The 24633-nt window shown below is 67.3% G+C and carries 27 protein-coding genes; 12 read left to right on the top strand and 15 right to left on the bottom strand.

Annotation, left to right across the window (positions count from 1 at the left end; all coding sequences use genetic code 11):
• The coding region (locus E1261_RS47135; protein ID WP_165952518.1) for a lipoprotein at window positions 1-109 on the bottom strand (109 nt) is incomplete at its 3' end.
• Window positions 110-367: 258 nt separating this feature from the next.
• Here E1261_RS47135 and E1261_RS15470 point away from each other — a divergent pair.
• The 3 genes from E1261_RS15470 to E1261_RS15460 all read left to right on the top strand — a co-directional run bounded on the left by E1261_RS15470 (window position 368) and on the right by E1261_RS15460 (window position 2740).
• Window positions 368-892, top strand: coding sequence for an EXLDI protein (locus E1261_RS15470; protein ID WP_132407170.1), 525 nt, complete (start codon window positions 368-370; stop codon window positions 890-892).
• A gap of 121 nt (window positions 893-1013) precedes the next feature.
• A complete protein-coding gene (locus tag E1261_RS15465; RefSeq protein WP_132407168.1) occupies window positions 1014-1952 on the top strand; it encodes an ATP-binding cassette domain-containing protein in 939 nt (312 codons plus the stop codon).
• Window positions 1952-2740 carry an ABC transporter permease gene (locus E1261_RS15460; RefSeq protein WP_132407166.1) on the top strand — a complete coding sequence of 263 codons (789 nt, stop codon included), beginning with the start codon at window positions 1952-1954 and terminating at the stop codon, window positions 2738-2740. The genes E1261_RS15465 and E1261_RS15460 overlap by 1 nt, the downstream gene beginning before the upstream one ends.
• Here the strand turns inward: E1261_RS15460 and E1261_RS15455 are convergent.
• Window positions 2737-3417: a pyridoxamine 5'-phosphate oxidase family protein gene (locus E1261_RS15455; protein WP_132407164.1), complete on the bottom strand. Its 681-nt coding sequence runs from the start codon at window positions 3415-3417 to the stop codon at window positions 2737-2739. The genes E1261_RS15460 and E1261_RS15455 overlap by 4 nt on opposite strands.
• A 90-nt stretch (window positions 3418-3507) precedes the next feature.
• Between E1261_RS15455 and pdxR the strand changes: the two genes are divergently transcribed.
• Together pdxR and E1261_RS15445 are read left to right on the top strand one after the other, a co-directional pair.
• Entirely contained in the window at window positions 3508-4887 is a 1380-nt protein-coding gene (gene pdxR / locus E1261_RS15450) for a MocR-like pyridoxine biosynthesis transcription factor PdxR (RefSeq protein ID WP_132407162.1), read from the top strand.
• A gap of 33 nt (window positions 4888-4920) precedes the next feature.
• On the top strand, window positions 4921-5892 hold the full coding sequence (locus E1261_RS15445) for a hypothetical protein (protein ID WP_132407160.1): 972 nt from the start codon (window positions 4921-4923) through the stop codon (window positions 5890-5892).
• 1 nt (window position 5893) lies between these two features.
• Here E1261_RS15445 and E1261_RS15440 read toward each other — a convergent pair whose 3' ends face one another.
• The 5 genes from E1261_RS15440 to arfA all read right to left on the bottom strand — a co-directional run bounded on the left by E1261_RS15440 (window position 5894) and on the right by arfA (window position 11314).
• Window positions 5894-6268 carry a helix-turn-helix domain-containing protein gene (locus E1261_RS15440; protein WP_165952517.1) on the bottom strand — a complete coding sequence of 125 codons (375 nt, stop codon included), beginning with the start codon at window positions 6266-6268 and terminating at the stop codon, window positions 5894-5896.
• Window positions 6265-6669, bottom strand: coding sequence for a hypothetical protein (locus E1261_RS15435; RefSeq protein ID WP_132407158.1), 405 nt, complete (start codon window positions 6667-6669; stop codon window positions 6265-6267). Before E1261_RS15435 ends, E1261_RS15440 begins: the two co-directional genes overlap by 4 nt.
• 81 nt (window positions 6670-6750) lie before the next feature.
• A complete protein-coding gene (locus E1261_RS15430) occupies window positions 6751-7590 on the bottom strand; it encodes a glycoside hydrolase family 43 protein (RefSeq protein ID WP_132407155.1) in 840 nt (279 codons plus the stop codon).
• A gap of 1 nt (window position 7591) precedes the next feature.
• Window positions 7592-9805 (bottom strand): family 43 glycosylhydrolase, encoded by a 2214-nt coding sequence (locus E1261_RS15425; protein WP_238176239.1) that lies wholly within the window; start codon window positions 9803-9805, stop codon window positions 7592-7594.
• 21 nt (window positions 9806-9826) lie between these two features.
• Window positions 9827-11314: an arabinosylfuranosidase ArfA gene (arfA, locus tag E1261_RS15420; protein WP_132407153.1), complete on the bottom strand. Its 1488-nt coding sequence runs from the start codon at window positions 11312-11314 to the stop codon at window positions 9827-9829.
• 294 nt (window positions 11315-11608) lie between these two features.
• On the opposite strand from arfA, the gene E1261_RS15415 reads away from it, so the two are divergent.
• Complete coding sequence (locus E1261_RS15415) at window positions 11609-12631, top strand: LacI family DNA-binding transcriptional regulator (protein WP_132407151.1); 1023 nt, start codon at window positions 11609-11611, stop codon at window positions 12629-12631.
• Here the strand turns inward: E1261_RS15415 and E1261_RS15410 are convergent.
• From E1261_RS15410 to E1261_RS15385, 6 genes are all read right to left on the bottom strand, one after another.
• Entirely contained in the window at window positions 12617-14293 is a 1677-nt protein-coding gene (locus tag E1261_RS15410) for a M14 family metallopeptidase (RefSeq protein ID WP_165952516.1), read from the bottom strand. The two genes, E1261_RS15415 and E1261_RS15410, sit on opposite strands and share 15 nt — an antisense overlap.
• Window positions 14294-14439: 146 nt before the next feature.
• Entirely contained in the window at window positions 14440-14757 is a 318-nt protein-coding gene (locus tag E1261_RS15405) for a hypothetical protein (protein WP_132407147.1), read from the bottom strand.
• Window position 14758: 1 nt separating this feature from the next.
• A complete protein-coding gene (locus tag E1261_RS15400; protein ID WP_132407145.1) occupies window positions 14759-15028 on the bottom strand; it encodes a BrnT family toxin in 270 nt (89 codons plus the stop codon).
• 66 nt (window positions 15029-15094) lie between these two features.
• Window positions 15095-15892, bottom strand: a complete 798-nt coding sequence (locus E1261_RS15395) for a sugar phosphate isomerase/epimerase family protein (protein ID WP_238176238.1) — start codon at window positions 15890-15892, stop codon at window positions 15095-15097.
• Window positions 15893-15894: 2 nt separating this feature from the next.
• The gene (locus E1261_RS15390) at window positions 15895-18024 is read right to left on the bottom strand and encodes a DUF4328 domain-containing protein (protein WP_132407143.1); all 2130 of its coding nucleotides are present in this window, start codon (window positions 18022-18024) and stop codon (window positions 15895-15897) included.
• Window positions 18025-18229: 205 nt separating this feature from the next.
• Window positions 18230-18955, bottom strand: a complete 726-nt coding sequence (locus tag E1261_RS15385) for a DUF4328 domain-containing protein (protein WP_132407141.1) — start codon at window positions 18953-18955, stop codon at window positions 18230-18232.
• An 89-nt stretch (window positions 18956-19044) separates the two neighbouring features.
• Between E1261_RS15385 and E1261_RS15380 the strand changes: the two genes are divergently transcribed.
• Entirely contained in the window at window positions 19045-19521 is a 477-nt protein-coding gene (locus tag E1261_RS15380; protein ID WP_132407139.1) for a methylated-DNA--[protein]-cysteine S-methyltransferase, read from the top strand.
• A 177-nt stretch (window positions 19522-19698) separates the two neighbouring features.
• Window positions 19699-20010 (top strand): hypothetical protein, encoded by a 312-nt coding sequence (locus E1261_RS15375; protein ID WP_132407138.1) that lies wholly within the window; start codon window positions 19699-19701, stop codon window positions 20008-20010.
• Window positions 20011-20247: 237 nt separating this feature from the next.
• Here the strand turns inward: E1261_RS15375 and E1261_RS15370 are convergent, their stop codons facing one another.
• On the bottom strand, window positions 20248-21009 hold the full coding sequence (locus tag E1261_RS15370; RefSeq protein WP_132407136.1) for a DUF5324 family protein: 762 nt from the start codon (window positions 21007-21009) through the stop codon (window positions 20248-20250).
• Window positions 21010-21164: 155 nt separating this feature from the next.
• Between E1261_RS15370 and E1261_RS15365 the strand changes: the two genes are divergently transcribed.
• Together E1261_RS15365 and E1261_RS15360 are read left to right on the top strand one after the other, a co-directional pair.
• Window positions 21165-21707 (top strand): peptidylprolyl isomerase, encoded by a 543-nt coding sequence (locus tag E1261_RS15365; RefSeq protein ID WP_132407134.1) that lies wholly within the window; start codon window positions 21165-21167, stop codon window positions 21705-21707.
• A 61-nt stretch (window positions 21708-21768) separates the two neighbouring features.
• Window positions 21769-22512, top strand: a complete 744-nt coding sequence (locus tag E1261_RS15360) for a rhomboid family intramembrane serine protease (protein WP_132407132.1) — start codon at window positions 21769-21771, stop codon at window positions 22510-22512.
• Here the strand turns inward: E1261_RS15360 and E1261_RS15355 are convergent.
• Complete coding sequence (locus E1261_RS15355; RefSeq protein ID WP_132407130.1) at window positions 22509-22925, bottom strand: PPOX class F420-dependent oxidoreductase; 417 nt, start codon at window positions 22923-22925, stop codon at window positions 22509-22511. The genes E1261_RS15360 and E1261_RS15355 overlap by 4 nt on opposite strands.
• 45 nt (window positions 22926-22970) lie before the next feature.
• On the opposite strand from E1261_RS15355, the gene E1261_RS15350 reads away from it, so the two are divergent.
• Both E1261_RS15350 and E1261_RS15345 read left to right on the top strand, forming a co-directional pair.
• Window positions 22971-23567 (top strand): TetR/AcrR family transcriptional regulator, encoded by a 597-nt coding sequence (locus E1261_RS15350; RefSeq protein WP_132407128.1) that lies wholly within the window; start codon window positions 22971-22973, stop codon window positions 23565-23567.
• On the top strand, window positions 23567-24490 hold the full coding sequence (locus tag E1261_RS15345; RefSeq protein ID WP_132407126.1) for an aldo/keto reductase: 924 nt from the start codon (window positions 23567-23569) through the stop codon (window positions 24488-24490). The genes E1261_RS15350 and E1261_RS15345 overlap by 1 nt, the downstream gene beginning before the upstream one ends.
• Window positions 24491-24633: the final 143 nt, after the last annotated feature.

Raw genomic sequence — 24633 nt, 5'->3', positions numbered from 1 at the left:
CCCACGGGCCGGTCGCGGCGCCGCCGAGGTCCTGATCCTTCGCGTTCGAACAGGCGGAGAGCATCAGCGTGGCTCCCGCTCCGAGCAACAGACGTCGTCGAGACAGCATCGCGGAGCACTCCTTCACGTGATCGATAAGGCAAGGCTTACCTTAGATCACAGCTCCGGCTCTAAGTTATCCACACCCGTATCCCCAGCTGTGCACACCGTTTCGGCCGACTTATCCCCAGGTTGACCCCAGGTTTTCCACCGTTTCCACCGCAAACTGGCCCAAATCTGTGGATAAATCAGGTTTTGCCGACCATAGTTTCCACACCGTTCATCTCAGGCTGGCGCTCTACGTACAGCTATGCGTATAGTTGTACTTATGCCGAACAAGACGATCTACGTGTCGGACGACGACCTGCCGCTGTACAAGCGCGCCCAGGAGCTGGCCGGCAACCTGTCCTCGGCGATCTCGATCGCACTCCGCCGGTACGTCGAGCTGGAGGAAGGCAAGTTCGAGGGGTACGACGAGATCACCGTCCGGGTCGGGCGCGGATCCGGACGCAAGCAGCGCTTCTCCGGGGTGCTGCTCGCCGAGGGCGGCCGGTCCAGCAGCACCGGCTACGAGGCCTTCAAGGTGTACCGCAGCCGGAGCGGGAAGTTCGTGTTGCACGCCGATCGCAGCGCACAGTTCTCGATGGGCGCCGACGACGAGAAGTATCTGACCGGCTGGCGCTCCTGGGTCGGCAACTGGAGCTCCGACCAGTCCTGGAGCATGGCGCAGGGCGAAGCCACCCTCGAGGTCGTCGAGACCGTCGAGGAACTGCGTGACCTGATCCCGGACGACCTCTACGCCCTGGTCGAGATGGCCGCCGACCAGCCCGCGGTGGAGGACCTCGACATCTAGCTCGTCCCCACGACCGAACATCCCGGCGCCTTCCACAGGTCGGCCGGTAGTTCTCGCACACCCTTTTTCACCCACACCACACCCCAGGGCGGCGGCAGCCTGCCCGGAAACAGGAACAGTCATGTCTGCAGCGATCGAAGCCCTCGGACTGCACAAGTCCTACGGCGACAAACTCGTCCTCGACGGTATCGACCTGACCGTTGCCCAAGGCACCATCTTCGCCCTGCTCGGGCCGAACGGGGCCGGCAAGACCACCGCCGTACAGATCCTGTCCACGCTCATCACCGCGGACGCCGGTCAGATCCGCGTGGCCGGGCATGACCTGTACGCCGATCCGGACGCGGTCCGAGCGGCGATCGGTGTGACCGGGCAGTTCTCGGCCGTCGACGGACTGCTGACCGGCCGGGAGAACCTGATCATGATGGCCGACCTCTACCACCTCGGCCGCCGGGCCGGCCGGGAACGGGCCGACCGGTTGCTGGAGCAGTTCGACCTCGTCGAGGCCGGCGGGAAGCTCGCGATGACGTACTCCGGCGGCATGAAGCGCCGGCTGGACCTCGCGATGACGCTGGTCGGCAGCCCGCAGATCATCTTCCTCGACGAGCCGACCACGGGTCTCGACCCGCGCAGCCGGCACAGCATGTGGTCGATGATCCGGGAACTCGTCGCCGGCGGGGTCACCGTGCTGCTGACGACGCAGTACCTGGAAGAGGCTGATCAACTGGCCGACCGGATCGCCGTACTGGACCATGGCCGGCTGGTCGCGCAGGGGACACCGGAGGAGCTCAAGCGGCTCGTGCCCGGCGGCCATGTGCAGCTGCGGTTCAACTCACCGGAGGAGTTCACGCTCGCCGGTCAGGTGCTGCCGACCGCTCTACCGAACGCCGAAGCCCTGACTTTGCAGGTGCCGAACGACGGCAGCGTGCACGCGCTCCGCGACCTGCTGACCCGGATCGAGGACGCCTCCCTCGAGGTCAGCGAACTCACCGTCCACACCCCCGACCTCGACGACGTCTTCTTCGCCGTCACCGACCACTCCCAGCAGAAAGTTGCCAGCTGATGAGCACGACCTCGTACGCCGTGGCCGACACCGCCACCATGTTGCGCCGTAATCTGCGGCACTCCCTGCGCTATCCGTCCCTCGCGGCGGGCGCCATCGGGATGCCGATCATCATGCTGCTGCTGTTCGGTCTCGTCTTCGGCGACACCTTCTCGGCCGGGATCAACGGCGGCGGCTTCGACTACCTGGACTTCCTCACGCCGGGGCTGCTGCTGATGTCGATCGCCTCCGGGACGATGTCACCCGCGATCGGCGCGGCCGTGGACATGACCGAGGGCATCGTCGCCCGCTTCCGCACGATGGCGATCTACCGGCCGTCGGTGCTGACCGGGCATGTGCTGGGCAACGTGATCCTGACGATCGTCAGCCTGACCCTCGTGGTCGGCTTCGCCGTCCTGATCGGGTTCCGCCCGAACGCGTCGATCGGGGACTGGCTGCTCGCGGCCGGACTGCTGATCCTCGTGACCATCGCGCTCACCTGGTTCGCGATCGCCCTCGGCCTGATCAGCAAGACGGCCGAGGGCGCGAGCAACATCGTGCTGCCGATCAGCTTCGTGCTGCCGTTCCTCAGCAACACCTTCCTGCCGCTGGAGGCGATGCCGAGCGGCATCCGCTGGTTCGCCGAATACCAGCCGTTCACCCCGATCATCGACTCGCTGCGACACCTGCTCCTCGGTACGCCGATGGAGTCCGGCTCCGGCTGGCTGGCCATCGCCTGGTGTGTCGCGATCACCGTCGTCGGCTACTTCTGGGCGCAGAAGAGCTACAACAAGGGCACTGCCGCCTAGGAAGGTGCTCCCAGTTGGTTGGCCCGGGTGCGGACATGCGCGGGCACCAGCAGGTCGCAGTCCGAGTTCGTGATCGGCTCGCCGGCGACCACCCGGAGCGGAACCACGCCGGTCCAGTGCGGGAGGTCCAGGTCGTCGGGTTCGTCGTTCGCCTCACCGGAGCGCGTCTTCACGGACGCCTCGGTGAGGGTGAGCGCGAGCACCGACGTCTTGGCCAGCTCCTTGCGATTCGGCGCCCGGGTCCCGGAGGAACGCCCCGGAATCAAGTGGTCCACGATCCGATTCAGCCCGTGCAGCTTCTCCTCCGGATCCGTCACCAGCCGCGGTACGCCGAAGATCACCGCCGACCGGTAGTTGACCGAGTGATGAAACGCCGACCGCGCCAGCACCAGCCCATCAGCATGCGTGACCGTCACACACACCGTCTGCTCCGGCGCCGCCACCACACTCCGCGCCGCCACCGACCCATGCAGATACAACGTCCCGTCCGGCCCACGATCCAGGTCCACCCCATAAGCCGTCGGCAGCACCAACGGCGCCCCGTCCATCACCACACCCAGATGACAGAACATGCCCTCGGCCAGTACGTCGTACAGGGCTGACCGCTCAGTCGCGGCACGCCGCTTCTCCCGGCGCAGTGAAGTCCGGGCGGTCGGTTGCAACGGCGTGATCGTCATAGGTCCAGCGTCGGCGACGAGTGGCCTGGTGACACGGTCCATTTGCCGACGAATCGGGTAGTCCATTCCGCTTACGATCAGCGTATGCCGATGGACAGTTCTCTGCCGCTGGTGGTGAATCGGTCTGGTGGTGTGCCGCTGCATCTGCAGGTGGCTGAGCAGTTTCGGGCGGCGGTGGTGGATGGGCGGCTGCTGGCTGGGCATCGGTTGCCGTCTACTCGGGAGCTGGCGCGGCAGCTCGGGGTGTCGCGAGCGGTGGCGCAGTCGGCGTACGACCAGTTGCATGCTGAGGGGTGGATCGAGGGACGGACCGGGGCGGGCACGTTTGTGACCGACGTGGCGCCGCTGCGGCCGGTAGAGCGGCGGCGTACGACGTTCCATCCGGCGCCTGACAGCGATCTGCTGGTGCTCCGGCCCGGGATCCCGTTCATCGACCCGACGCCGGATCCCGGCTGGCGGCGCGCCTGGCGGGAGGTGTCCGCACAATCACCGCCTCGCGGGTACGACGATGCTGCCGGCCTGCCCGCGCTTCGCGTCGCGCTGGCCGAGCATGTCGGACGGGTGCGCGGGATTGCGTGTGGACCGGAGAACATCCTGGTCACCAACGGCACCGTGCACGGGCTGCGCCTACTGCTCGCGGTGACCCGGCGGCCAGGGGAGCGGATCGCGATCGAGGACCCCGGGTACCTGAACGCGGTGGTCGCTGCGCACGACCACGGCCTCGCAATCGTCGACGTACCGGTCGATCGGGACGGGCTGCAGGTGTCGGCGCTGACCGACGACCTGCCTGCGGTCTACGTGACGCCGTCCCATCAGTACCCGCTCGGCGGCCGGCTCCCCGTTGCCCGACGCAACGAGCTGATCCGGTGGGCCCGCCGTACCGGGGCGATGCTGATCGAGGACGACTACGACAGCGAATTCCGCTTCGACGTCGCGCCGCTGCCGGCCCTTGCCCAGCTGGACCTGGACCGCGTCGTCCACCTCGGCACCCTGTCCAAGACCCTCAGCCCGGCGCTGCGCCTCGGCTGGCTGGTCGCCTCCGACACCACCGTCGACCGCCTCGCCTTTTTCCGCGCGAACTCCGGCGACTGGCCCGGCTGGCCCATGCAGGCCGCCCTCCTCGCCATGCTCCGCGACGGTTACCTCGACCAAGCCATCCGCAAACACCGCCGCCGGTACGCCGAACGCCGTACCCACACGTGTTCCGTCCTCGCCCCCTACGGCCGGGTGATCGGACAGGACGCAGGCCTGCACATCACCCTGCTCCTGCCCGACCACCTCGACGACCGCGCCATCTCCGCCCAAGCCCGCGCAGCCGGCGTCACGGTAGGAGCCCTCTCCGAGCACCGCCGTTCGATCCCAGGCCCACCCGGCCTCGTCATCGGCTACGCCACCCCCACCACCGAACACCTCCACCAAGCCCTGACGATCCTGACCGAAGTCCTGATTCGAGCAGGCTCGAAAGGCTGAACGTCTGCACCAGCTTCCTGCCACTCTCAGGGAATGACTCGTCGCGCCGGCCTGGCACTACTCGCACTTGCTCTCCCGTTACTGATACCTCAAATCGCCCACGCGGTACCGGCGGAGATGTGCCTGCAGCACCCGCTGGCCGCCGTGTCCGGCCTGACGGGAGTGGGCGCGTCCGGGGCCGCACCGGCCGGACGGTTCGTGGTGGGATCAGGTGAGCGTAGTGACGGTCGACAGAGCGTTGTCCGCTGGCATGACGGCGTACCGAAGCAGCTTGGCGTGACCGGCGGTTGGGCGCACGCAGTCGACGCCAGCGACGACGGACAGATCCTCATCACCACCGACGCAGCAAATCTGCGCTACCGCGACGGTGCGGCCGAGCAACTCCCAACACCCGCCGGGTACGCCGACGCGCGGCTGAGCGCGATCGACAACGCGCACGGTCTGGCCGTCGGCTACGCAACGGACGCGGACGGTCAGAACGGTCACGGTGTGGTGTGGAGCGCGGCCAACGAGCCCCGGGTCCTCCCGGTCCCGGCCGGGTTCAACCACGCGGTCGCGAACGACATCGACGACGACGGCACCGTGGTCGGCATCGTCCAGGACTGGGACTGGGCCAACGCCCGCGTACGCGCCCAGAAGGCGGTCTTCTGGCGAGCCGACGGCACCGTCGGCACCCTCCCCACGTCAGGTCCCTACCCGGAAGCAACCGCCGTCCGCAGCGGCACCGCAGTAGGCACCGACGTCGGCCAAGCCGTCCGCTGGGACCTCACCACCACCGGCACTCCGGCCACCGCGATCGCCCCCGGCAAAGCCACCGCCCTGAACGACCGCGGCGACATCCTCATCGGCACCAACGCCGCCATCGCAGGTCAGGGCCTCCGCCCGTTGGAGCAGAAAGACACCGGCGGCGCCTCCGGCATCTCCCCGGCCGTCATCACCAACACCCGCCAGCTCTACGGCACCGACGGCTACACCCAGCAACCAGTCCGCTGGAACTGCAACTGACCTACGCCGACTGAGCTTTCCGGAACTGGTCGAGATTGAGCTCGACCTCGGTGCCGTTCAACGTCACCACGATCCGGGGATGTTCGGCGCCGGTCGCGTGCAGATAGTCCGCCAGCGTCGACAGCAGCATGTCGTGGTGACGTTCGACCCGAGAAACCACCGCCTGGCCGACGCCAAGCTTCTGCGCAAGCTGAACCTGCGTCAGGTCCCCGGCCCGCCGGATCATCGCCAGGTTCTCGGCATACAGCCGATCCATCTCCTCGGCCTCGACCTCAAGCTCGGCGACGCGTGCAGCCCTCTCTGGATCGGCGAGCAGCTCGTTCAGATAGTCGTTGCCACGCTCGAAGCCGGCCGGGGTAGCGTCGTTGTCGGTCATGCCTGTCCCCTCATCTTCTCTCGTTTCCACTGATCGATGAGCCCGTCAGCGCGCGCCCCGACGGAGTTGTAGAACACGTCGCCGATCCGGGCCTTGTCACCTGCGAACACCGCAACAACCACCGTGTCTGAGTCCGGCGGGAACCAGCAGATAAGCCTGATGGCGATACCTGCTCGATACGGATGGGAGACTCGCCAGACGGGATAGCGCTTGGACTGCCGAACCCACCGGAGTCTCGCCGTCTCGTTCTCGGGGTCGGGCTCTTCCTTGAGGTTCCGGAGATAGTTGAGCTCCAGCGAGACCAGGTCGAGCGTCCGTTCCGCACGTTCGTCCCCTTTCTCCGCTCGAGCCTCGAGGTCACGGATCCATACGCCGAAGTCGGCTGGCCATTCGATCTGCACCCGCGAACTATGACACCGTCACCATATACCTCACAAATCATATCGGATGCGCTTGTGGATAACCACAGGCTTGCAGAACTGTTACCTGCCGACGATCGGGCGCTCGGCGTTCCAGGTGAGTTCGGCGATGTGCATGGTTCGGCCTCGGGGGTCTGCGCCTACTTGAGTTGGATCCCAGGCGTGGTAGACGAAATAGTCGTGGCCGCCGGTCGAGAGGACCATGTTGTGGCCTGGGCCGCCGGGGCCCGAGAGGATCGGGTCGCCGGACTTGATGAAGGGGCCGAGGGGAGTGGGGGCTACGGCGTGACCTACCGCGTAGTCCGGTTTGTCGAAGGCGTTGGCTGAATAGAAAAGGTGGTAGAGGCCGTTGCGTTCTAGGACGTAGGGGGCCTCTACCAACGCACCTTCCCAGGGGAGGGTTTGTTTGATGAGTCGATGGGACGCGCCGGTGAGGGTGAGTCCGTCATCGGAGAGTTGCTGGGCATAGATCCAGGTGTCGACGCCGATGGCGTTGCCGTCGTTCTTCCAGTAGAGGTAGTTGCGGAAGGGGGAGGCGTCGATCGAGCCGCCTTCGTCAGACTGGCTGATCAGGGGATCTAGCGATTTGTCGACATAGGGACCTTCGGGGTTCGTAGCGACTGCGACGCCGACTGCCTGGTGGCCGGTAGCCCGGTCGGCGGAGGTGTAGTACATGACGTAGCGATCGGGGCCGTGGGCAACTACCTCGGGGGCCCAGACGCGGCCTGGGGTGGTCCACGCCGGCAACGTGGGGAGCGCGTCGCCGACGGGCTCCCAGGACTGAAGGTCGGTGGACCTCAGGGTTTGTACGTTGCCGAGTGGGCCGTTCGTCGCGAAGGCGTAGAACAGCTCACCTGCGGCCAGGACGAACGGGTCGGCGAAGTTGCCGGCGTAGACCTCCACGTCACTTGCTCTCGTAGAACCGCAGGTAGTCGAAGGTCGCGACCGGTGCGGGGTTCGCGCCGGTGAACTCGCCGTGGGCGAAGAGACCGAGCTTCGCCGGGGCCGACAGCACCCACGACGCACCCCAGGTCCAGTTCTTGCCGTCCACGCTGGTCCCGGCCTGGTAGACGTGTTCGCCGGCCGCGTTCTTGTGGTAGGCCAGCCGCATCCACTCCGTCGGCGCCGAGCGACCGATCGCGGCCGCACCGTAGCTCGTCGCGCCGTCCGACGGTCGCGCCACCAGCTCCCGCCCGTACTCGTTCTGCCGCGTCTTCCAGATCGCCACGTTGCCGAGCCGCGCGAAGTCGCTGTCGCTCAGGTACGCGATCATCCCCGCCTGCTGGTAGTTGCGGATATCGCCCGCCCCGGTGTCGAGGTGCAGCTTGGTCTCCGCGATCCAGCTGTCCCCGGCAGGCGTGTTGTGGAACAGCAGTCCTGCGGTGTTACCGCCCCCGACCAGGTCCGCGTTCTGCAGCGGCCACGACAACTTGCCATCGGCAACTACTGCCTTCGCATCCGGACGCACCCACGACCAGTCCGGTCCGAGCTCACCCGAGAAGTCATCACCAGCGAGCAGCTTTCCCGGCTTCGGTACGGCGGCCATCCGTCGTACCGGCGTTGCCACCGGCCGCACGGTCAGGTTGTCCAGCTCGGCCGACCCGAGCCACCGCACCGGCGCCGCAGCCAGCTTCAACCCCGGTACGTCGACCTTCGCCTCGGCGTACACGTCACCGAGCCCGGCGTCGTTGAGGCGCGCACTCACCGTGGTACCCGACACCTGGACGATCAGCTTGTTCCACTGCGCCGGATCGAAGTCCGCCGGCAACGAAGCAGACGCCGTACGACGCCCTGCTGCGACCGTCACCTTGCCCCGAGCCACCGTCGCGACGACCTGCTGGCCACCGAGCACCGTGGTGAACGACGACCCCAGTCGAACCTCCGCCTCGACCCGGAGCGAGCCAGGCGCAGCGGACTGACGAGTCTGCGCAACACCCGAGATCGCCGCAGTCGGTCCACCCAGAGCGTCACCAGGACGCCTGGCCGCACCGACCAGACCACCAGCCGGGTCAGTCGCGGTGATGCCCAAACCCGAACCCGTGACAGGGGCGGGCACCGGAGCCTCGGAGGGACCGGCACCCGCTCGGGTCCGCGGCCAGCCGTCGATCCAGTCGATCCGATCGATCAGCATCGGCCGGCGGTTGATGCCGAACGGGTCGGTCAGCCAGGCCGCGTTGCGGTCGATCGCGTGGTAGACGATGTGGTCCTGACCGGCCGCGTCCGTCATGAACGCGTGGTGCCCCGGGCCGATCCACTTGTTGCCGTTCTGCGCGATGACCGTGGTCCCGCCAACCCGGGACTCCGTCATCGCGACCCCATCGGCATCCAGGAACGGACCCTTGGGAGAGCGAGAGCGGCCGGCGAAGACCGAGTAGCCGGTGGTCGGGCCCGCGCAGCAGTTCATCGACGAGGCCATCAGGTAGTAGTAGCCGTCGCGATAGACGACGTACGAGCCTTCGTAGCGGTCGCCGATGGTGACCTGGGTCGGTTCGCCGACCGCGTGCAGGCCGTCCGGGGTCAGCTCGGTGACCGAGATGCCGCCGTAGAAACCGCCGTAGTACATGTACCGCTTGCCGTCGGCCGCGGTCAGCAGCGCGGGGTCGATGGTGTTGTACCAGCCACCGTTCCCATCGGACTTCGGTGTGACCACCGGGCCGTCCGATACGGTCCATGGCCCGGTCGGCGTCGGTGCGGTCGCGGCACCGATCGCGAAGTCGCTACCGGGGTTGGCCAGCGTGTCGGTGACGGTGAAGTACATGACGTACTTGCCGTCGAAGTAGCGGATGTCCGGCGCCCAGAAGAACGAACCCGGCGCCGCCCAGTTCGGTTTGGTCTGCTCGTTGAAGACCGTGCCCAGGTACTCCCAGGAGCTGAAGTCCTTGGTCCGCGCCATGTGCATCAGCCCGAAAGGACCGTTCGAGACCAGGGGGTCCGAGGTGGCGTAGGCGTACCAGTAGCCGTCCCGGCCCTGGATGACCGATGGGTCGGCGAAGGTGTCCGCGAAGCTCGACGAGATCGCGTTGGTGGTGGTCGGTGCAGGTGCGGCAGTCGCGGCCGACGTACCGGCGGCAACGGCGGCCACAGCGAGCGCTGCGGCCAGGAATCGTTTGGGAGGCACGGGCAGGGGTCCCCTCTCGGTTCACACGGTGAGCTGAATCAGATGCCACGAAGCCGGTGGCAGCGTGGCGGTGCAGACGCCGTCGACGATCTCGGTCCCCTCGATCACCCGGGGTACCACCCGGTCCGGATCGTCGGCCGTGTTCACGGCGGCGCGGTCGTCGTCGTACAAGGCCAGGTGCCGGGCAAGTCGCAGGCCCCCGACCGGAATCTGCAGATCGATCTTGTCGGTCTCGCTCCGGTTCACCACGAAGATCGCGATCTCGCCGGTCTTCTCGTCGTACGTCGCCGTGCTCCACAGCGCGGGGACGCGGCCGAACGAGGCCGTGTCGATCTCCGGTCCGTCACTGATCGCGGTCTGTAGCACGGTCGGACCGGCGTACTTCGCGGTCAAGGCGAACGGGTGGAAGATGGTCTGCCGCCAGGCGCGGCCGCCGGGCTCGGTCCTGATTGGGCCGATCACGTTGACCAGTTGCGCGAGGCAAGCGATCTTCACCCGGTCCGCGTGCCGGAGCAGCGTGATCAGCAGGCTGCCGACCACGACCGCGTCGTCGACCGTGTACGTGTCCTCGATCAGCGGACTCACCTCACGGATGCCGAGGCCGAGCTCACCGGGGAAGTCCGACTGGCGCCAGACGTTCCACTCGTCGAAGGACAGGGTGATCTCTTTCGAGCTGCGCTTCAAAGCCTTGACGTGGTCGGCGGTCGCGATCACCGACGAGATCATCCGCTCCATGTCCTCGGCCGCGGCCAGGAAACTCGCCGAGTCGTCGCGGGGTTCGTAGTACGCATGCAGGCTGATGTGATCCACCAGCTCGTAGGTGCGCTCGAGGACGACCCGCTCCCATTCGCCGAACGTCGCCATACCGGAGTTGCTCGATCCACAGGCGACCAGCTCGAGATCGAGGTCGACCCGGCGCATCGCGTTCGCGGTCTCCTCGGCCAGCCGCGCGTACTCCTCGGCGGTCTTGTGGCCGATCTGCCAAGGCCCGTCCATCTCGTTGCCCAAGCACCAGACCTTGATCCCGTACGGCGCTTCGTGGCCGTTCGCGACCCGGCGATCGGGGAGCTCGGTCCCGGCCGGGAGGTTGGTGTAGGAGAGCAACTCGACGGCCTCCTTGATCCCGCGGGTACCGAGGTTGACCGCCCAGACCGGTTCGACCCCGGCCTTGCCGGCCCAGGCGACGAACTCGTCGGTGCCGAACTGGTTCGGCTCGATCGCCCGCCAGGCCAGGTCGAGTTTGCGCGGCCGCTGGTCCTTCGGCCCGACCCCGTCCTCCCAGTCGTAGTTCGAGACGAAGTTGCCGCCGGGATAGCGGACGGCGGTCACCCCGAGCTCGCGGACGAGCTCGAGGACATCGGAACGGAACCCGTCCGGATCGGCGGCCGGATGTCCGGGCTCGTAGATCCCGGTGTAGACGCAGCGACCCATGTGTTCGACGAACGAGCCGAACAACCGCCGGTCCACCGCTCCGACGACGAACGCCGGATCAACTACGAGCCGCGGCATGAAACCTCCACCACTAGAGCATTACAACGTTTACCGTGGATTCTTACAACGATTGACATCCGCGGTAAAGGGCTCACCCGTCGAGAGCGTGGCACACTCGGTCGACAAGCTGAGGATGTCTGGGAGCTCCGCGCCGTAGCGAGCAAGTGCTCGGTGCGGTAGCTCGGCGTGCTGGGGCGGAGGCCTCGATGCTTTTCCATCGTGGTCTTTGCACCAGTGCGGCGAGGTGCCGTGCCGAGTGCTGCGCAGTAGGCGTGGGGTTCCCAGACATCCTCTGAGTGACAGGAGGTATCAATGGCGACCAGGCTGAGTGATGTGGCGGCGCGCGCCGGGGTGTCGGTGAAGACGGTGTCGAACGTGATCAACGACTATCCGCACATCACCGCGCACACCCGGGCCAAGGTCGAGGCCGCGATCGCCGACCTGGACTACCGGCCGAACGTGAGTGCCCGCTCGCTGCGCAAGGGCCGCTCCGACTTCATCGCGCTGGCGATCCCGGAGATGGCCTCGCCGTACTTCGCCGAGCTCGGGGCCGCGTTCTCGCGGGCCGCCAAGCGCCGGGGGATCACCGTGCTGATCGAGCAGACCGAGGGTGAGCCGGCCGCCGAGCAGATGATCCTGGACGGGATGCGCGGCCAGCTGATCGACGGCATCGTCTTCTCCCCGATCACCAGTTCACCGGCCAAGATCAGCGCGGCCGTGGGCAGCGGCAAGCCGATCGTCCTGCTCGGCGAGCGGACGACCGGTGGCACCTTCGACCATGTCGCGGTCGATTCCGTCCAGGCGGCGTACGACGCGACCACGCATCTGATCTCGCTCGGCCGGCGGCGGATCGCGGCCATCGGTGTCGGTGGCGGCGGCGCGTCGGGGACAGGGGCCGTACGGCGTCGTGGGTATCGGAAGGCGTTGAAGGCGGCCGGGTTGCCGCACGATCCGGAGCTGGAGCTGGCCGGGACGGGGTACCACCGGCTGGATGGCGCGGCCTCGATGCGCGCGCTGCTGGAGCTGCCCGAGCCTCCGGACGCGGTGTTCTGCTTCAACGACCTGCTGGCCCTCGGCGCTCTGCGCACACTCGCCGACGCGGGCCTGTCGGTGCCGGACGATGTGGCTGTCGTGGGCTTCGACGACATCGAGGACGGCCGCTACCACTCGCCCTCATTGACCACGATCTCGCCGGACAAGGAGTGGCTGGCCGACCAGACGGTCGCGCTGCTGCTCGAGCGGATCGCCGGGAGCGGTGAGGCTGCGCGTCGCAACCTCACCGTCCCTTACACGTTGGAGATCCGGGAGTCGACCGCCGGTCTAGAAGGCCGCTGAGCAGGCCGTCAGGTTGGCGGTGACACTGCCGCCACGGGCGACGGTGACCGAGCGGGTCTCGAGGACCTGACCGGTCGGCCGTTCACAGGTCAGCGTCCACGACTCCGTACCGCCACCGTTCTGGATGGTGATCGGGCGCGTGGACGGGTTGGTGTGCCACGTGTAGGTGCCGTCGGCTGGCACGATCATCGTGGTATCGAGGACGTCGGGCAGCAGGGTGCCGTTCCACGTCTTGGTGGTGAAGGACTTCTTCAACCGCAGTACGGCGCCGGCCGGGCCGGTCCCGGTGACGACGGAGTGCCGGGCCGGGTTGATGGTGGACTCGGCCGCGAGCAGGTACGCCGCACGGTTGCCCTTGCCCGCCGTACTGCCGGATCCGAAGTAGTAGTTCGGGACGTTCGAGAAGGCCGGGTGGAAGCTGCTGCCGTGCTCGAAGGTGAACCCGAGCCCACCGGTCGCGTAGTACGACCAGTCCTCGGTGGTGCCGGTGGTGTCGTACAGCTGGTACGACTTCTGGCTGGTGTAGGCGTTCTGCGCGGCCATCTGGTCACCGAGCGCCTTGTACATCGTCTCGTCCGGGGTGTTCGCGGCGGCGGCGTAGCCGGGCGGCCGCAGGACGAGGTTGGAGTACGTGTGGTTGGTGATCAGTGTGGTCACCTGGTGCGCGGACACCAGCGACTGGATGTTGCGGGTCTCCGGCTCACTGAACGCGCTCGGACCGCGGTAGGTCTCCGAGGTCGTGCTGGTCGACGCGCCCGGGCCACCCCAGAAGCCGGAGTAGTTCCGGTTCGGGTCGACACCGCGGGACTGGTTCGTCGACTGCGCGCACTGGCCGGCCGTCGGCAGCTGACCGTTGGTGATCCGGCAGTTCTTCCGCTTCATCTCGTAGCCGAGGGTCCGGCTCAGGTTGAATCCGTCCGGGTTCACCACCGGAACGATGATCACCTTGGACTTCTCCAGGATGTTCGTGATCCGGGTGTCGACGCCGTCGTTCTGGAGCAGGTCGTAGGCGAACTCGATCGTCAGCTCACCCGACGGCCATTCGCGCGCGTGGTGCAGCCCCATCATCAGGAACACGGGCTTGCCGCTGCTGGTCGCGACGTTGTGCGAGATCTCCAGGCCCTGCACGGTCCGGCCCTCGAGCGACTTCTCCTTGAGGTTGATCAGCTTGGCCTTGGTCGGGTACTGCTGCGCCAGACTGGCCATGTTGCTGGTGAAGTCGGCCAGCTGCCGGTACGCCGTCCGGCCGCTCGGCAAGGTGGCCAGAACCGCCTTGTTCCGCACGGCTTGCGCGTACTCGGCGTCGGCCTTCTCACGCTCGCGATCAGCACCTTCGAGGTCGTCTTCCAGGACCGACCAGGTGAATCCGGCCAGCGTCAGCAGCCGGAGATCACTCTTGCCATAGGCAACAACATCGGTGTACGCCGGTCCGGCCGACTCGGCCAGGTCGAGATCCAGGCTGGTCAGCCGCTTACGGTCGGACTGCTTCGGGGTGTTCACCCGGAGCAGTTGAATCAGCTCGTCGTTCTGCTCTGCCACGGCCTTGCGGTCCGGTGGCGCCGAGGCCTGCACAGTGGCAGGCAGTTGGCTCCCGGCACCGACGGCGAGAACCGCCGCCAGTGCGAGGGGAACGAGTCGAGTCCATCGGGCGGGACGGAACACGATGACCTCCAGTAGTTGAGGCATTGCATGCGGTAACTGGAGGGTAGAGGTCGCACCGCCCCCGGGGAAGCGATACTCCCCGCGGCGAGGGCTAACCTTCGCCGGAGCAGTGCGGCCTCGAGGTCGCACTGCTCGTACGGCAAGGTTCAGCCGGCCTTGCGGTCAAGGAGGCGCTCGATCCGCTCCAGCCGGTCGATGATTTCAGCCGGCTGAATCGCGTCTCCGGAAACGTAGGCAGCGAGCACTTTCCGCATCAGGGCTGTGTGCCGGATGTGCTGCTGGCCTGCTTCCACCTTGAGCGCATCCACCAAAGGCTTCGGCAGCCGCAGGGAAGTGGTGACCATCGGCGGCTCGACCCACTCGCCGTCAGCCATCTCCGAACCGGTGTCGTGCGTGTCGTAGTAGTCGGCGAGCGACTCAAGCTCAGCCTCGGGCCGTGGCAACTCCTCATTCATCTGATTCATGTCAACGCGCCTCCCTCTGGAAGGACTTCTTCTCGGCTCTGGTCATATCGCGGGCGGTGATAATGAAAGCCGTCCCTGGTGAATCCTCGACCGCGACCACGAGGAGAAATCGCCCCGCGTACGTCCGGCCGTAACAGAGCAGAGATCCGCTTCTTCCTGCTCTTTGGTAGTAGGGACGTTCAAGGATGGCTTCGCGGACCTCAGCGATCGTTACATCGTGCCGGGCGATGTGCGCCGTGGACCACTCGCTGTCTTTGACTTCCAGGAACACCAGTCAAATGTAATGCGTTCGCATTGCGTTGACAAGGCACGTGCTGCCGGAGTGCGGTGACCGCGCTCAGCGTGGTGTGAGCCAGCGGGTTACTGCGGGGAGGGTCTCCTCGAGGGACGGGAGGTGGGGGTGCCACTTCGTTTCCCATTCGAGGGAGAGTGGGTAGTCGGTGCCTTCGAGCGCCTGGAGCAGGTCCTGGATCGGGAAGTCGCCGTCCTCGATCGCGACCGGCCGGTAGTTCTGGGTCGAGTCGCTCTGCTTGATCTGGACGAACTCCAGCCACGGCTGCAGCAGCGCGAACGCCTCGGCCGGCGTCTCGCCGTGCGACCAGGTGTGCGCGCTGTCCCAGATCACCTGCACGTTGTGGCCGGCGACGTTCGAGTCGATCAGGCTCAGCAGGGCTGCCATCTTCCGGCCGGCGGAGTGCGAGTCGTGGGTCTCCAGCAGGATCCGCGACTCCTTGGGCGCGGTCGCCACCCGGTCGAGCGCCCGGATCTCGCCCGGAGTGGGGGAGTCCGCCGTACCGGCGTCGTCGCTGGGTTCGTCACCGGGGAACACTCGGACACCACGCGCGCCGAGGTCGGCAGCGAGCTCGAGGTGTGCCTCGAGTGGCTGCTCCTCGACCGCGCACAGCTTGACGTAGCTGCTGACCGCGAGAATCTCCAGACCGGCATCCTCGATCCGGGTGCGCAGCTCGCGGCGCTCGGCCGACGTCAGTCCGGTGTGGGTGAACTCGTCGGGTGCGGTCCGCAGCTCGAGTCCGGTGATTTTGTTGCTCAGGGCAAGCTTCAGGACCTCGTCCAGGGGTGCGCCGTGGCACCCGAGGGTGGAGAAGGCCAACGACACGGTCAGGTCCAGCGACACGATCAGGTCCAGCGACGACGCGGGTGGGTCCGCGGGCCGGTCGGCGGCTCGGGCTGGCTCGGCTCCTCCGGCGTGTACGTCGGGTACTCCTCTGCCGGCTGCTGTCCGTACGACGGCTCGGTGCCGTAGCTGTAGCTGTCGTACGACGAAGTCGGTTCAGTGGTGCTCGAGTACTCCGAGCCGCTGTACGAGGTCGGGGTGTACGCGTCGTACGCCGGAGCTGCCGGAGCCGGCGGCTCGTAGGCGCTGCTCGTGTAGTCCGAGTTGTACCCGTACTGCGTCGAGTCGTAGCTGCTGGTGCTCGTGTACTCCGAGCTGTACGACGACGTGTAGTCCGTCGCCGGCGTCTCGTAGGACTGGTAGCTGGAAGGCTCGTACGACGAACTGCTGTAGTCCGAACCGTACGAGGGGGTCTCCGGGGTGTACGACGGCTCCGGACCATACTCGGGGACCGAGGGAAGCGGCTTCGACGGGGTCAGGAAGTCGTCCTGCGGTGCCAGCACCGGCGCGGGCTCGTAGTACCCGGCCGAGGCAGCAGTCTGGTGCGACTGCGACGGCGGGTAGACGCTGTGCGGCTCCTGGATCACCGACGGGCTGTCCACCGCGACCCGAGCGGCCCTGCGACCAGCGCGCGCAACGGGCGCGGGCTCAGGCTCGGGTGCGGGCTCGATCGACGGCAGTGCCGAATTCTGGGCCGTCGAAGTCAGATAGTCCGAAGTGCTCTCGTACGACGTGTAGGGCTCGGAGTAGCTGCTCGCCCACGACGGCTCCGGGTCGGCCTGCTGCTCCGGCTGGTACGCGTACGGGTCCGGCTGGATGCTGGTCCGGGCCGGCTCGTCACTCATCCACCGGCTCTTGGCCGCGGCCAGAGGGTCCTCGTCGGGCGTCGAGCCGAGGAACTCACTCCAGGACGGCTTGAGCGGCTGGTACGCCGTCTGCTCGGTCGGGCTGCTGGTGTCGTCCTGCCAGGTCGACACCGCGTCGAACTGCTCGGTCGACGGACCGGCATCGACCTGCTGCGCGTTGTCCTGCCAGCTCTCCGCCACCGGGGCGAACGGGCTCCACTTGGGCGCCTCCTCGGCCGGCTCGTCCGCACCGAACGGGCTGCCACCGGGGAAGGACCCCGCGGCCGCACCGTCACCTGGGAACGCACTAGCGGCGGCCGCAAACGGGCTGGCGGCAGGCGGAGCGGCTTCTGCGGCGAACGGGCTGCCTACTGGCGGTGCGGCGCCGCCGCCGGCCAGCTGCAACTCCGGCTGCCGCTCGAGCCGCCGGGTCGGCGACGAGACCAGACCGGCCTGGGCCGAGACCGCAATCGGCTCGGCGATGGCGGGCTGCTCGTCGGTGTCGTCGTTCGCGTACGTCGGGACCGCGGTCAGCTTCGGCTCGCGCTGGTCCCACCACGGGGTCCACTCGCGCTCGGTCTGCATCGCGGTGATCTTGCGGATCACCAGGGTCGCGGCGACGGCGGACACTCCGGTCAGCACCAGCGACGCCGTACCGGCGAAGGCGATGCCGCGCAGGGAGCCGACCGACGCCTCCATCCACATCAGGAAGCGGCGGACCACGACGTCGAACGTGAGAGCGCCGATCCAGGCGACCCACCACACGGAGGTGAGGGTCGGCGTCCTGAATCGGCGCAGGTCGTCCGCATAGACGGGGGTCTTCGAGTCGCTGGCGAGCCAGACGTCGTCGACGATCTGCTTCGGGTACCAGAGGTTGGGGCCGGGGACGAACCAGCTGGCCAGCACCCAGCCGTGGCTGCGGCGGTGGTCGGCCTGGCAGAACACCTCGGAGTTGACCCGCGCGCGCCACAGCCAGATCACGAAGACCACGGCCGCGGCGACGGAGATGATGACGTTCGGGATCGCGGTGAACTTCGCGATCGCGTCGGCACGATTGAGATCCGCGTCGTCGACGTTCGGCATCCCACCCAGGTAGCGGTGGACCACGGAGTACGTGTTCCAGTCGGACCAGGTGGAGAGCAGGTGGGTGACAGTCGACGCGCCCAGCAGCCCGATCGCGATCTTGCCGACCGTACCTACCTGCTGGAACTCTTCGGTCGAGTGTGGCGCCCACTCATCGTCGGGCTGCTGTACAGCAGACAGCACTGCTGGTTGCGGGTGGCTCACGTCGTGCGTCCCTCGCGTTGCCGGAACTCCGTCTGTTAGTCGGTTCGGCCAGAACCTGCCCCCGCATGACCGAGCCACATTGATACCACGAAGTAGGTACGCCAAGGGAGCCGGTCCCAGCACGGAGGGTATCGACTTAACGTGTTCTTTTCGTACGGCCATCACCACTTGTAACGACGAATCCGACAGTGTGTAACGGTTTGCTTTACCGCGCAGGAGGTTGGAAGCGTCGAGATGGCTGATCGACCGACCACCAAGGCACCCACGGCCGGTTCGTCTGCAGGTCGTCGATGCGTGCGATCAGCTGTACGGCGAACACCGCGGCCACCGACGTGGACAGCGCGGAGACGGCCGACAGGATCACGTTGGTCCGCAGATCCCCGACCGTGTTCGCGCCACCGAGGACGCCGCGCTGCACGATGTTGCCGGAGACCAGACCGACCACCCAGGTCAGCCACCAGGCCCAGACCAGCCGCGTACCGGGCAGGTCGCGCAGCGACTCGGTCTGCGGCGGCGTCCGCGGGTCGCTGGCCGCGACGATGTCGTCGACCACCTGCTTGGGGTACCAGAGGTTGACCACCGGGCAGATCCAGCTCCCCAGCACCCATCCCCGCGTGAACCGGTGCTCACCCCGGCAGAACATCTCCGCGTTCCACCGGACCCGCCACAGCCAGACGATGAACACCGCGGCCGCCGCGAACAACGCGATCCCCGAGACGATCCCCAGTGACCCGGAGAACAGATCCGCCTCGGCCAGCCGATCGGGATCGTCGCCGTACCGATCGAGGGTCCGATAGGAGTACCAGTCCGACCAGGTGGTCGCCCAGGTGGTGATCGTGACGACGCCGATCAGCACCGAAGAGGCCAGGCCCATCGTCCGCTCGGAACTGAACCATCGGTCCAGCGGCGGTTGCGGCGGCCGGCTCGGCATGGATCAGATGTAGCACAACACCGCGTGACCGAGCGAGGACATCACGTCGTCGCCCGCGGAATGTCGGTGCCACGGTGGAGGATGGTGGCATGCGCTGGAGTGTGGTCGATTCGCCGATCGGTGAGCTGTCGCTCGCTGTGGACGAGACCGGTTTGTGCCGAGTGACGTTTCAGCGGCTCGACCGGCCGGCCGAGACCGATCCGCTGTTGACCAGGACCGCGGAGCAGCTCGCGGCGTACTTCGCCGGCGAGCTGCAGGAGTTCGACCTACCGCTGTCTGTGCGCAGCGGGACCGAGTTCGAGCGCGCGGTGTGGACCCAGCTCACCCGGATCCCGTACGGCGAGATGCAGACGTACGGCGATGTCGCCAAGATCGTGGCGGGCGATGTCGGTGCTTCCCGGGCCGTCGGGACGGCCTGCAACCGCAATCCGCTGCCGATCGTCGTGCCCTGTCACCGGGTCGTCGGGGCCGGCGGGAAGATGGTCGGTTTCGGTGGTGGCATCCCGACCAAACGGCATCTGCTGGAGCTCGAGGCACGGGTCAGTTTCGAGACCCTGTGGTCCTGACCGAGCACACAGCGAAACCTGACGAAGATCTGACACCGACATAGCCCTTTGCGGCGCGCCTCGTTGGACCTGGCAGGACTACCGTTGCTATCAGCGATCGATCGATCACCGAAGAATCAAACGATTCAGCCAGTGATCGGGCCGGCCGCCCTCCCACCTGCCTCGGAAGACGCCCACATGACGAAGACTCGCTCGATCGCCCACCCCCACCCCGATCTCGGCGCCCTGATGGACAAGAGCGCCGAAGACTGGTCCGCACCCGAGATCCAGGACGCCGCCCGCGCGGCGCTCCAGATGCACGCGCCGGACCGCGAGCCGCTCACCCGCACCAAACGTTTCGGCATCGTCCCCTGGATGCATCGCAACCACGCGCTCTGCACCCACTGCGGCGGCACCTACCCGTGTATCACCCACCGCTACGCCACCCAGCTCCTCTCCGCCGGCCGCTACACGATGGCCGCGACCCACGGAGAGCCGCACCCGATCTGAGAGCGCGTCTGGGAACTCCGCGCCGTAGCGAGCATGTGCTCGGTGCGGTAGCTCGGCGTGCTGGAGGGGAGGTCTCGATGCTTTTCCATCGTGGCCTTTCCTCCAGTGCGGCGAGGTGCCGTGCCGAGTGCAGCGCAGTAGGCGGGGAGTTCCCAGACGCGCTCTAAGGCTCCGGCGAACGACACGAAGGCCGCGACCCCATCGGGATCGCGGCCTTCGCCGTTGCGGTACTTCGGTTCAGGAATCCGAGGGCTTGGTGTCCGTCGACTTCCTGGTGGTGGTGGTCTTCTTGGCGGCGCCGTTCGACGAGGCCTTCACCTCGGGCTTGGCCTCGTCGGCCTTGGCAGCCTCCGTCTTGGCCTTGACCTCGTCAGCCTTGGGGGTCTCCGCCTTCGGAGCCTCCGGCTTCGGGGTCTCGGTCTTGGCCGTCGTGTGGCCGTTGGAACTCTCCGACCGCGGTGCCGCGGCAGAGCTGTAGTCACGGCCGCTGGTCGGCGTCGACTGCCAGGCCGGCTCCGGCGGGGTGAGCAGCTTCTTCACGGCCGCGGCAGCGAGCGCACCGAGGCCGAGCAGCAGCACCGCCGTACGGAGCTTGTGGCTCTTCTTCGGTACGTCGACCTCACCGCGCAGCGCGGCCTTCGTGGCCTTGCCCCGGCGCGAGGTCTCCTCGACCACCGGCTCGGCGGCGGCCGCCAGCGACGCCAGCGCGGCCGACACCTTCGGCAGCACGTCGTCGTTGAACCGCTCGCGGGCCTTCTCGGCGGCGTGCTCGGTCGCAGGTCCGACCTTGGACAGCGCATCGTCGATCCGCGGTCCGGCCTTCTCGACCGCGACGTGGGCCAGGTGCGCGCCACGCTCGACAGCCTTCTCGGCGTACGGCGACACCTTCTCCCGTGCGGTGCCCACGGCCGGGCCGAGCTTCTCCGATGCCGATTCGGCGAACGGCCGGACGCGGTCCTTCGCGATGTCGATCCGGCCCTTGGACTTCCTCAAACCCACAGTTCCCTCCATGGACGCACTGATACCGCTCTGGACAAATCCGGTCTCATCTGCATCGTACGCGTACCCACCTGTCAAACCCCCGGTACCACGGAATCTTGGGTGGACGTGACAGGATCGATGGCGTCAGATGTAACTACCGAGGAGTGACTCCCGTGGCCGAAGAGCTGTACGCAACCCTGCAGACGACGATGGGTGACGTCGTCATCCGGTTGTTCCCCAACCACGCACCGAAGACCGTGGAGAACTTCGTCGGCCTGGCCGAGGGCACCAAGGAGTGGACGGACGCCCAGACCGGGCAGCCGAGCCACGAGAAGTTCTACGACGGCCTGGGCTTCCACCGCGTCATCAAGGGCTTCATGATCCAGGGCGGCTGCCCGCTCGGCACCGGCACCGGCACGCCGGGCTACTCGTTCGACGACGAGATCCACCCGGAGCTCCAGTTCGACCGTCCGTACCTGCTCGCGATGGCGAACGCCGGTATCCAGTTCGGCAAGGGCACCAACGGCTCGCAGTTCTTCGTGACCGTGACCCCGACCCCGCACCTGAACCGCAAGCACACGATCTTCGGCGAGGTCGCCGACGACGCGTCGCGCAAGGTCATCGACGAGATCGCGGTGGTCCCGACCGCCGCCGCCGACCGGCCGATCGACCCGGTCGTCATCAACCACGTGGTCATCGAGCGCAAGAACGCCTGATCCACCCCCGCGGGACCGGTCACCGGACCGGTCCCGCCGCCTTCCCCCCGGAGGACCCGCCGTGACGACCGCTTCCGTCTGCTACCGGCACCCGGACCGGCCCGCCGGTGTCCGCTGTCAGCGCTGTGACCGCCCGATCTGCCCGGACTGTATGAACAGTGCGGCGGTCGGCTTCCAATGCCCGAGCTGCTTCAACGAGGGCGTGAAGTCGATCCCGAAGACCCGGACGTCGCTCGGCGGCATCCAGCGCGGTAATCCCCAGGTCATCACGATGACCGTGCTCGCACTCAACGTGCTGGTGTTCATCGGGGTCCGCGTCGGCAGCCCCCAGGTCCTGAACGACCTGGTCCTGTTCCCGATCCTGGTGGAGACCGAGCCCTGGCGGCTGCTCACGTCGGCCTTCACCCACGTGCAGATCTTCCACATCTTCTCGAACCTGTTCATGCTCTGGCAGATCGGTCCGCCGCTGGAGCAGATGCTCGGCCGGCTGCGGTTCACGATCCTGTACCTGCTGTCCGCGCTCGGCGGCGGCATCGCCGTCTGGCTGATCAGCGCGCCCACCTCGGCAACCCTCGGTGCATCCGGCGCCGTCCTCGGCCTGGTCGGCGCCCTGCTGGTGGTCAGCCGCGCCCGCAACCTCGACGTCACCTGGATCCTCGGCTACGTCGCCATCACCGCCGTACTGTCCTTCCTGATCCCGAACATCTCCTGGGAAGGCCACCTCGGCGGCTTCGTCACCGGCGCCGCAGTAGCCTGGCTCTTCCTCCAGGACACCAACCGCCGCCGCAAGAAGTCCCGCGTCTAACTGATGGTGTGATCGGTACGCCGAGGCCCGAACTCGTCGGCGTGATCGAGCGGCTCCCCGTCGAGGTGCCAGCTCCAGCTCGTGGTCGGCGTGATCCGCAAGTACGGACCCGCACCGAACTGCCCTGGGCGGGTCACCACCTCGGCTGTCCCGTACACGCGCAGGAAGCGCGGCGACCACGGGTCGACCGAGACCAGGTCGTCGATCACGAACGCCACCTGCTCCTGCCCCGCTGCGACGTTACGCAGCTTGCGGGTCCGGGCCGGTTCCATCGCCCCGCCGATGTAGAAGTACGTCCCGTCGTACTCGAAACCCACCGGAACGACATCCGGCTGCCCGTCCGCGCCGACCGTGGCCAGCCGGGCGAGCGGCTGGGTCTTCAGGTAGTTCAGTTCTTCCTCGGTGAATGCCATACACTCAAAGTACAACGAACGTTGTACTAACCCCAAGGGGATCCGGTGGCCCGAAGCAGCAAGCGGCAGGACGTGCTCGCCGGTGCGTTGACCGTGTTCGCACGGGACGGTTATGCGCGAGCGAGTATCGACGTGATCGCGGCCGAAGCCGGCGTGTCGACGCGGACGCTCTACAACCACTTCGGCGACAAGGCCGGGCTGTTCCAGGCGGTCATCCAGGAGAGCGCGACCCGGGTAGCCGCCGCGCAGTTGGCCATCGTCGAGAGCCACCTGACCGAGATCACCGACCTCGAATCCGACCTGGTCGCGTTCGGTATCGCCTGGCGGACACCGATCCCGGACTTCGCCGAGCACTGGGCCCTGGTCCGGCAGGTCAACGCCGAGGCCGGTCACATCCCCGAGGACGCGATCGACGCCTGGCAGGAGGCCGGACCCCTCGCCGTACAGCGAGCGATCGCGGACCGGTTCGCGGCCTTCGCCGCCGACGGTCTGCTCCGGCTCGACGACCCAGTGCGTGCGGCGCTGCACTTCGCGCTACTCATCTCCGGATCCAATCTGTCCTACCGTGGAGGACCCAAGCCCGACCTTGCCGACACCGTCACCACTGGCGTGCACGCCTTCCTCCATGGGTACGCCGGCTGATGCGCTACCGCTTGTTCGGTCGCACTGGACTCCGCGTCTCCGAGCTGTTCCTCGGCGCAATGCGCTTCACTTCGGCCGAGCAGGCCCGCCCGATCATCGACCTGTACGCCGAGTCCGGCGGCAACGTGATCGACACCGCCGACGCCTACGGTTCGAGCGAAGACATCGTCGGCGAGGTCCTCACCGGGCGCCGGGACCAGTTCGTGCTGGCCTCGAAGTACTCGCTGCCGCGGGACCCGCACGACATCAATGCCACCGGCAACCATCGGAAGAACCTCCGGCTCGCGCTCGAGTCCAGCCTGCGCCGGCTCGGCACCGACTATCTCGACATCTACTGGGTGCACTACTGGGAGCGGCACACTCCGATCGAGGAGACGCTGCGCGCGCTCGACGACGCCGTCCGCGCCGGGAAGATCCTGTACGCCGGAATCTCGGACGCGCCGGCCTGGCTCGTCGCCCGTGGCAACACCCTGGCCGAATGGCGGGACTGGTCGCCGTTCGCGGGCCTGCAGGTTCCGTACAGCCTGCTGCAGCGTGACATCGAGCGCGAATTGCTGCCAATGGCGGAGGCGTTCGGCATGACGGTCGCTGCCTGGGCCCCGCTGGCACATGGCCGACTCACGAAACCCGCGGCCGACGACGCCGTGATCAGCGCTGTCCACAAGGTCGCCGCCGAGCTCGGCGCCACCCCCGCCCAGGTCGCCCTCGCCTGGACCAGGATCCATTCGCGCACTGTCCATCCACTCGTCGGCGCGAGCTCACCCGGCCAGCTCACCGACAACCTCGGCGCGCTCGAACTCCAGCTGCCGGACGACGCCGTACAGCGACTGGAGGCAGCCACCGGCTTCGCGGTCGGCTTCCCGCAGGACTTCATCACCGACGACATGCTCGACCCCGACCGCATCGACGGCCGGCGAACCTGATTTGAGGGCTAGGCCACAATTGGCGCTCGGTTGGATCAAAAGCCGTGACACCTTCCGGCCGGGGCGCGTCTAATCGAGGCACGTCCCGACGGGGGACCCAGGCGGTTAGGACAGTTCGATGAGCCCACGAGCAGTGGACAAAC

It is taken from the genome of Kribbella albertanoniae, from assembly GCF_004348455.1.
GTDB classification, from domain to species: domain Bacteria; phylum Actinomycetota; class Actinomycetes; order Propionibacteriales; family Kribbellaceae; genus Kribbella; species Kribbella albertanoniae.
The sequence above is the reverse complement of the archived record's forward strand: the minus strand, read 5'-3'. Positions and strand labels throughout refer to the sequence as shown.